Below are 2,507 nucleotides of genomic sequence, written 5' to 3' on the forward strand. Positions count from 1 at the left end.
CTCCCAGGGGAGAGAAGAAGCCAGTGAAAAAGAGTAAAAGTGACCGAAAAACGCCTCATGTAGCGACCTTCAGACTACTTGCTGGCAGATAGTACATTTGTTACCTTAACAGGGGTAGTGCGGAGAAGCTAGCAAAGTTCAATGCTCAACAGGAGAGAATCGATAACATTGGTGCCGAGCTAGATCGCCTTTTGGAAGGGACTAGAGCTACAATTAGTTCGATCGATGAGTGGCAAGCAACTAGTACAAGCAAAACAGATAATATCAAAATACTCTGGCGTGGTGTAGATAGTAAACATTTAGGTGAGGGGGTTTATGGAAGGGCACAGCAAGGAATAGCTAAACCTCAAGGTGGTCACTCTAATGCAGCGGATCATTCACTCGGTGAAACTGATAGCGTTTTCACTTCTTGGACAAGTGATATATCGCAGGCAAGATATCATGCCACCAAACGTTCTGGACAAGGAATAATACTAGAGAAAAACTTTGATTTAAGTAAAACTAAATACGTAAGATCGGACGTTGCTGATGCTTTATATCAAGAAAATGAATTTTTGATTAGAGGTACTATCTTTGGTGCAAAAGTGATAAAAGTTGAGGGTATGTATGGGGATTATTAGCATTGAATAAATTATAAAAGCCAGGAGTCAGTTATGCCATCAGTTAAAAGTCCTGATTGGGAAATAATGAATTCATTAATATCGAATTTCGACAAAGAAATTTATTTAAATATCACAAGTAAATATCTAAATCCAACTATTAGATCTATCTGTATACCTAGAAATAATGCAATAGATATTTATACAGGCCGTGCAAACTCACCGACAAGAGTGATGAATGGATTTGATATGTTAATTAATAATTTGAAAAAACTACAAGATGATTCAGTATTTATCCACTCTGTATCAACACTAAAATCAAATATTATAGTTTTCTCAGACTGTGACTACATAAGAATTTTAGGGGTTTTGGCTTTACCCGATTCTTAACACAGGAAATGTTGACTTGGTGAATGATGTAGCAGACTGTACAGCAGAGCTGGAATTAGTAATGTGTATGACTGTGACAACGGAGCAACGAAGGTAGTTCGACTAAGAGCATTGAATTAGCTACTGGCAAAGTTGATGAATACACTTGGGATTATCGGAATTGATTGGTTTTGGTGGTCAGCAAAGATATTTATGGGGTTGTACAGCAGACCATCTCTTGCGAATATGATGTAAATGACCTGCGGGTGAAGGATATAGTTAATGATATCGTAGAGAATTATTATCTCGATGAAGACAATATCACCTTTGTTACTGATGGGGTGGGCGATCGAACCTTCCACTATCTATATGGGCTTGAAGCCGATCAAGTTCTGGCTCAGGATTCGCTTACGGGGATGGTTTGGAGTTTGGCGGATCGATTGGGTTCGATCGATGTCTTGGTCAATGAGCAGGGCGTAATCGTTGACCAGCTGACTTATGACAGCTTCGGTAATACGTTGAGCCAGCTTGATCCTAACGTGAAGTTCCGCTTTGGTTACACGGGGCGGGAGTCTGATCCTGAGACTGGGCTTTATTATTATCGTGCTCGGTATTTTGATGGCAATGTTGGAAGGTTTATTAGTACAGACCCGATCGGCTTTGAGGCCGGAGATTCTAACCTTTATCGGTATGTTGGGAATTGATCGACATTAGCTACCGATCCAAGTGGTGAATTTGCTTTTCTTCCGATTTTGGCAGCATGGGCTATTGGAGCAGCAATAGCTGGTGCAGGAGGTGCTGTTATTGGGGCTACGCTTGGTGGTGCAAAAGAATTTGCATTGAGCGCCGCTGAAGATTATGACAAACATCGAGAAATAGATTGGAGCAAAGCAATTAACAGAGGAGCTTCTGGAGCTGCCAGTGGAGCTGCTTTTGGATTTGGCTTTGGCGTGGTATCAACAATACCAGGTGGTCAAATTGTGCTTGGTTTGGCTATCACGGCTGGTGTATATAGTGGAGCACAAAAAGCCACCGGACATTTTCGAGATGGTGAATGGGCACAAGGAATTGTTGAAAGTGTTGATTTAGGCTTAAATCTTTATGGTGGTACTCATACTATTAACAAAGCTTTTGGTGAGATATCACAGATAGGAAAAGGACTAGGTGGATCTGGGCGAACTCCAGAGTTAGCCTTTGCTGGTGGTAATTATGGTACAGCAGGGGACACGTTGACATTACCTACTCCACAGACTTCTGGGTTAATTGGTGGAGGAATTACTGGACATGACAGCAGCGATTTGTTTAAACCGTATTTTGAACAACATTTGCCTCAAAATGATGGAAATTGGGAAGGAGCACGTGGAGAATCTCCTTGGAAATCTGATAAACCTAGAGTCAATATAGCAATCCTAAATCAAAATTCGATTCATGGTACAATTATATTTAACGTTCAATCATACAGGAGTAGATAATGTATAACTTTTTGCTAGAGGGGAAGGTAAAAGATGAAGAAATTTCCAGCCTAGAATCATTTATTAA

At 40.6% G+C, this 2,507-nt stretch carries 4 protein-coding genes; all 4 read left to right on the forward strand.

Translation table 11 applies throughout. The features are described from left to right. Nucleotides 1–191 precede the first annotated feature (191 nt). The 4 genes from RMO27_RS14450 (at nucleotide 192) to RMO27_RS14465 (ending at nucleotide 2,440) form a co-directional block, all read left to right on the forward strand. Nucleotides 192–620, forward strand: coding sequence for a hypothetical protein (locus RMO27_RS14450; RefSeq protein ID WP_309733692.1), 429 nt, complete (start codon nucleotides 192–194; stop codon nucleotides 618–620). Between the two features lie 33 nt (nucleotides 621–653). Further along, nucleotides 654–989: a hypothetical protein gene (locus RMO27_RS14455; RefSeq protein ID WP_309733694.1), complete on the forward strand. Its 336-nt coding sequence runs from the start codon at nucleotides 654–656 to the stop codon at nucleotides 987–989. A gap of 173 nt (nucleotides 990–1,162) precedes the next feature. Then, on the forward strand, nucleotides 1,163–1,672 hold the full coding sequence (locus RMO27_RS14460) for an RHS repeat-associated core domain-containing protein (protein WP_309733697.1): 510 nt from the start codon (nucleotides 1,163–1,165) through the stop codon (nucleotides 1,670–1,672). A gap of 48 nt (nucleotides 1,673–1,720) precedes the next feature. Beyond that, nucleotides 1,721–2,440: a hypothetical protein gene (locus RMO27_RS14465; RefSeq protein ID WP_309733695.1), complete on the forward strand. Its 720-nt coding sequence runs from the start codon at nucleotides 1,721–1,723 to the stop codon at nucleotides 2,438–2,440. Nucleotides 2,441–2,507 lie beyond the last annotated feature (67 nt).

The organism is Chamaesiphon sp. OTE_75_metabat_556 (assembly GCF_031378165.1).
GTDB lineage: Bacteria > Cyanobacteriota > Cyanobacteriia > Cyanobacteriales > Chamaesiphonaceae > Chamaesiphon.